Genomic DNA, 5,711 nt, shown 5'->3' with positions numbered 1-5,711 from the left:
TTTTCTCTACAAGCTGAGCATTTGGATTTGACCAAATGCTTTTTTATTTGAATCAAAATATTTTTAATATTGAAAACATTCTTTCTGTTTGTTAAGATGTCTTTAGTAAACATTTAGTGAAATTGGATGGAGTCTACAGAAGGGGGCTAAAATGGCAACTATAAAAGATATCGCGATGGAAGCGAAGGTTTCTGCAACGACGGTTTCAAGAGTGCTCAACCACGATCAGTCTTTATCAGTTACACCTGAAACAAGGCAGCGGATCCTGGATATTGCAGAGCGGTTCGGCTATAAAAACAACCGCAGGCGCCGCAATGAACATGAGTATGCAGGAAGCGGGGAAAGCCCGCGAATCGGCATTGTCGTCTGTCAGTCGCAGGAAGAGGAATTGAATGATCCGTACTTTTATTCGATCAGACAGGGAATTGAAAGCGAGTGTTTTGAAAAAGGGGTCTTTATCACGAAATTTATTCAATTAAGCAGCATCCGCTTCAATCAGCCTGTGTCGGACGTCGACGGTTTGATCGTGATCGGGAGAATCAATATTGCCGGTTTGAAGCACAGCATCGGCGATTTAAAAAACATTGTATACATCAACCATACAGACGGCGAAGAGCAGTACGATTCCGTTGTCGTCGATTTTCAAAAAGCCACGGGACGGGCACTCACTCATCTGATATCGCTCGGCTATTCAAACATCGGATATATCGGAGGCCGGGAGAAAGAGCATTTTCGGGCAAGCGACCGCAAAACGGAAGCGGTTGAAATTGAAGATAAGCGGCTGACAACGTTTATGCAGTTGACCGGTGCGGAAAGCTCCGACAATATCTATGTCGGCGAGTATTCGATGCAGGAGGGCTATGAACTGATGAAACAGGCGATTGCGAAAAACCGAGTGCCTGATGCTTTTTTCATTGCCAGTGATTCAATGGCGATCGGCGCTTTGCGGGCTTTGCGCGAATCGGGATTCAAGGTTCCCGACGATGTGGCGATTGTCAGCTTCAGCGGCATTGAAGCGGCCAAATATGCGAATCCTGCTTTAACGACTGTAAAAGTGCCCACAGAGGAAATGGGGCGGACGGGCGTCAAATTGCTGCTCGACCGTATGAGAGGAAGAAACCTTCCGTTGCAAGTCACTGTTCCCTCGGAGCTCATCATTAGAGAAAGCTGCGGGTTTCACAGGCGGCAATGCTGAAATCCTCAGGCCGCAGTTATGAAGGAGGTGATTACTAAATTTCAGTAAACCAAAAATGAAAGCGCTTTTTTTTGGAATCTGAATCATAAGGAATGAGGTGAAGCTTGATGAAAAAATTAATGTTTTCTTTTATTTTCCTCGTTTTGCTGGCCGGTACGGCAGCAGGCTGCTCGGGAAGAAGCGCAGGACAGCAGAATGGCGGGATCACGCTGACGCTGTTTTCAACAATGACCAATGACAATGAAAAAAAAGCGCTCAGAAGCGTGGCCGATGATTTTGAAAAAGAAAATGAAGGCATCAAGATCGATATCAACTTTCCCGGCGCAGACTATGAAAATATGCTTCGCGTAAAGATGGCGGCAAACGATATGCCTGATTTATTCGATACTCACGGCTGGGCGAAAATCCGCTACGGAGAATATGCTGCCGATTTGAAGGATATGAATTGGACGAAACATCTTGACCCCGGCCTGAAACCGATTTTGAAAGATGAAACGGGGAAAGTATACGCATATCCGTTCAATCAGGCAAAGGACGGAATCACCTACAACGCCGGCCTCTTAAAGAAATATCATATCAAGCCGCCCGAGACGCTGGACGAACTGATGAAGGCGCTTGTGACGATCAAAGAAAAAAGCAGCGGCAGCGTGATCCCGTTTTGGTTTGCCGGTTCAGACAAGGGTTCACTGGCACAGTTTTATGATCAGCTTGCCACCCCTCTTCTAATCACAGATGAAAAGCACAATGAAAAAGAAGCGCTTGAGAAAGGGACATTTGATTGGTCCGAATATGCGCGTTTGGCCAAGATCTTTAAAGAAATGCAGGAGAAACAACTCATTAACGAAGATATTTTGACGGCGAAACCCTCCCAGCTTGTCGAATTGATGGCTCAAGGGAAAATCGGCTTTACCCTCTCGACTACCTCGATCGGCCCTGATACGAAAGAAGTCAATCCGGATATACAGCTTGGCATCATTCCGACACCCGCCATTCATAAAGGAGACAAACCGAGCTGGATCGGAGGAGAGCGTCATACAATCGCTGTCTGGAAAGATTCAGAACACTTGAAGGAAACAAAACGGTTTATCGAATTTGCCGCACAGCCAAAAAATGCGAAAAAGATCGCTGAAGCCACTTCATTTCCTCAAGCATTGACCAACACCAAGGCTGACAACTACTATTCTAAGTTTTACGAACAATATCGGGATATGAAAATCGAGCCCTACTTTGACCGCGTTTATTTGCCGAGCGGGATGTGGGACGTCATGGGGACGACAGGGCAGGAGCTGCTTGCCGGCACACTAACGCCGAAGCAGGTTTCAGAAAAAATAAAAGACGAATACATCAGGCTGAAAGGCCAATAAAAAGAAGGTGAAGAGATGAGCGAATTAGCAAAAGAAAGAAGCCTTGCCGTTCTAAGAAAAAGCAGAAGGCCGTCATGGAAGAAAAGCGCCTCGCTCTGGTGGATGTATCTTCCGGCTCTTTTCCTTGTCTCAGTGTTTATCATCTATCCGTTCGCAAACGGGATCAAAATCACGTTTACGAATTGGAACGGCTTTTCCCAATCGCACGAATGGGTGGGGGTTAGCCAATATAAACGGATGCTCGCCGATCCGGCTACATGGCTTGTTGTCAAAAACACCCTCTTGTACGGGCTGGGCAGTACGATTTTGCAAAATATGGTCGGGCTTCTTTATGCCCTCCTGCTGTTTCAAAGCGTCAAAATGAAAGCTGTAATGAGAACGATCGTCTACTTGCCGGTAATTATCAGCCCGCTCATTATGGGATATATCTGGTATTTTTTCTTTTCCTATGAAGGCGGCGCATTGAATGATGTGATGAAGCTGTTGGGCGCCGGCCCGGTAAACGTATTAAGCAGCCCGGAAATCAACCCGTGGTTTATCGTTTTCGTCAATTCGTATCAATTCGTGGGCATTGCAATGGTGATCTATTTGGCAGGACTGGGAAGCATTCCGAAAGACTTTTACGAAGCAGCTGAAATCGACGGGGCCAGCGCTTTTCAGCAGTTTTGGAAGATTACGCTTCCGCTTTTGATGCCTTCGGTGACGATCAACATGGTGATCAATATCATCGGCGGATTAAAGCTGTTCGATGTCATTCTGGCGCTGACGGGCGGCGGTCCGGGCAATGCTTCACAATCAATGTCGACGTTTATGTATGATTTGTATTTTAAGAGGCAGGATGCGGGATATGCGGCGACACAGGGCGTCTTCATGGCGGTAATGATCCTTGTGATCAGCTTTTCGGCTCTCATCTATTTTAAACGCAAGGAGGTGGAAGCGTAGATGGAATGTATGCAAAAAAAGAAACGCATCCTATTGACAGGGCTGGCTTTATCTATTGCAGTCCTGCACCTCGTTCCGTTCTACATTTTGCTTACGACGGCGCTGAAACAAAAGGGGGATTTCAGCTCGAAGTGGAAGCTCCCCGAAGAATTCAGTATCGCCAATTTTACGGAAGCGTGGGATAAAGCCGGTTTAACAAACTCATTTATCAATACTGCGATCATTACGTTCGTTTCCGCTCTGCTGCTCATTTTCATCGGCTCACTGGCCGCATATCCGCTTGCCCGGCGCCGGACAAAGCTGAATCAGGCCGTCTATTTTTTGTTTATCGCCATCATGATCATCCCGCCGCTATCGTCGATGGTTCCTTTATACAAAATGGTGGTGGAGCTCGGGATGATGAATACGCATGCGGTAGCGATTCTGAACAATACAGCGGCTTATATGCCTCTCGCGATTTTTTTATATGCCGGTTTTATCCGTTCGACCATTCCGAAAGAACTGGAGGAAGCTGCCAGGATGGACGGGGCGGGTACGATGGGGATTTTCTTTAACATCGTTTTCCCGTTGCTGAAGCCGGTAACAGCGACTGTTTGCATTATTGCCTGCGTCTTCATTTGGAATGACTATCAATTTTCGATCTTTTTCCTGCAGGATAAAGAAGTGCAGACCCTTACCGTTGCGATTGCCGGCTTTTTCGGCCAAAACGCGAACAACCTGCATCTGGTGGCTGCCGCCTCGCTGATGGCGATGCTGCCGATGACGATTTTGTTTTTATTCCTGCAAAAGTACTTTATCAAAGGATTGTCATCAGGAGCACTTAAAGGATGAATCACAAATTGATCAACAGGGGGAAAATGAATGTCTAAAATAGCTTTTATCGGAGCGGGAAGCACGATCTTTGCGAAAAACGTATTGGGAGACTGCCTGATGGTTCCTGCCCTCGACGGGTTTGAATTTGCTTTGTACGACATCGATTCACGGCGCTTGAAAGAGTCAAAGGATATGCTTGAACATTTAAGGAACCGCTACAATGAAACGATTTCGATTCGCGCCTACGATGATCGGAAGGAAGCGCTGGCCGGGGCGAAATATATCATCAATGCGATTCAGGTCGGCGGCTATAAACCGAGCACCGTCATCGATTTTGAGATTCCGAAAAAATACGGGCTGAAACAGACGATTGCAGATACGGTCGGAATCGGCGGGATTTTCAGGGCGCTCAGGACGATCCCCGTTTTATTGGAGATGGCGAAGGATATCGAAAGCGTCGCTCCAGACGCATGGTTTTTGAATTATACAAATCCTATGGCTTCCCTGACCGGCGCGATGCTTCGCTATACCGATGTGAAAACGGTCGGCCTGTGCCACAGCGTTCAAGTATGTACAAAAGATCTGTTTGAGTCGCTCGGCATGGAGCATGACGGAATCGAAGAAAAAATCGCCGGCATCAATCACATGGCATGGCTGCTCGAAGTCAAAAAAGACGGCGAGGACTTATATCCGGAGATCAAAAAAAGAGCGAAGGAAAAGCAGAAAACAAAGCACGGCGATATGGTCAGATTTGAGCTGATGGATAAATTCGGCTACTATGTGACAGAATCATCCGAACATAATGCCGAATACCATCCTTATTTTATCAAAAGCAAATATCCGGAGCTCATTGAAGCGCTCAACATCCCGATTGACGAGTATTTGAGGAGATGCCAAGAGCAGATCAAACGCTGGGAAGAGATGCGCGGCGAGATCGTCGGCAATCAGAATTTGACGCACGAGCGGTCGATGGAGTACAGTTCAAGAATAATCGAAGCGATGGAAACGAATCGTCCGTTCACATTCGGCGGGAACGTATTGAATAAAGGGCTGATTACAAACCTTCCGGAAAAGGCAGTCGTCGAAGTGACCTGTGTGGCGGAGAAAAACCGGATTACCCCGTGCATCGCAGGCGAGCTGCCTGAGCAGCTTGCGGCTTTAAACCGCACAAATATTAACACACAGCTCTTGACGATTGAAGCTGCAATGACGAAAAAGAAAGAGCACATCTATCAGGCTGCATTGCTCGATCCTCACACGGCGTCGGAACTGTCGATCGATGATATCGTCAATATGTGTGACGAGCTGATCGAGGCTCATGGCGACTGGCTGCCGGCGTTTCGATAGGCATAAAAAAACCGGAACGAAAGGGTTACCCTGAACTGCACCCTGTCAAG

General features: G+C 47.1%; 5 protein-coding genes. All 5 read left to right on the top strand.

Features of this window, described 5'->3' with window-relative positions; all coding sequences use genetic code 11:
* Positions 1–151 precede the first annotated feature (151 nt).
* Positions 152–1,195, top strand: a complete 1,044-nt coding sequence (locus V7126_RS23980) for a LacI family DNA-binding transcriptional regulator (protein ID WP_335499899.1) — start codon at positions 152–154, stop codon at positions 1,193–1,195.
* Between the two features lie 107 nt (positions 1,196–1,302).
* On the top strand, positions 1,303–2,559 hold the full coding sequence (locus V7126_RS23975) for an ABC transporter substrate-binding protein (RefSeq protein WP_335499897.1): 1,257 nt from the start codon (positions 1,303–1,305) through the stop codon (positions 2,557–2,559).
* Positions 2,560–2,574: 15 nt separating this feature from the next.
* The gene (locus V7126_RS23970; RefSeq protein ID WP_335499894.1) at positions 2,575–3,501 is read left to right on the top strand and encodes a carbohydrate ABC transporter permease; all 927 of its coding nucleotides are present in this window, start codon (positions 2,575–2,577) and stop codon (positions 3,499–3,501) included.
* Positions 3,502–3,510: 9 nt separating this feature from the next.
* Positions 3,511–4,332, top strand: a complete 822-nt coding sequence (locus tag V7126_RS23965) for a carbohydrate ABC transporter permease (protein WP_373688050.1) — start codon at positions 3,511–3,513, stop codon at positions 4,330–4,332.
* A 30-nt stretch (positions 4,333–4,362) separates the two neighbouring features.
* On the top strand, positions 4,363–5,661 hold the full coding sequence (locus V7126_RS23960; RefSeq protein WP_335499888.1) for an alpha-glucosidase/alpha-galactosidase: 1,299 nt from the start codon (positions 4,363–4,365) through the stop codon (positions 5,659–5,661).
* The last annotated feature ends 50 nt before the right edge of the window (positions 5,662–5,711 follow it).

Origin of the sequence: Bacillus sp. JJ675, assembly GCF_036963165.1 — a bacterium.
Lineage (GTDB): Bacteria > Bacillota > Bacilli > Bacillales > Bacillaceae > Bacillus > Bacillus glycinifermentans.
Note: the sequence above shows the minus strand (reverse complement) of the source record. Positions and strands in the feature narration are given on the sequence as shown.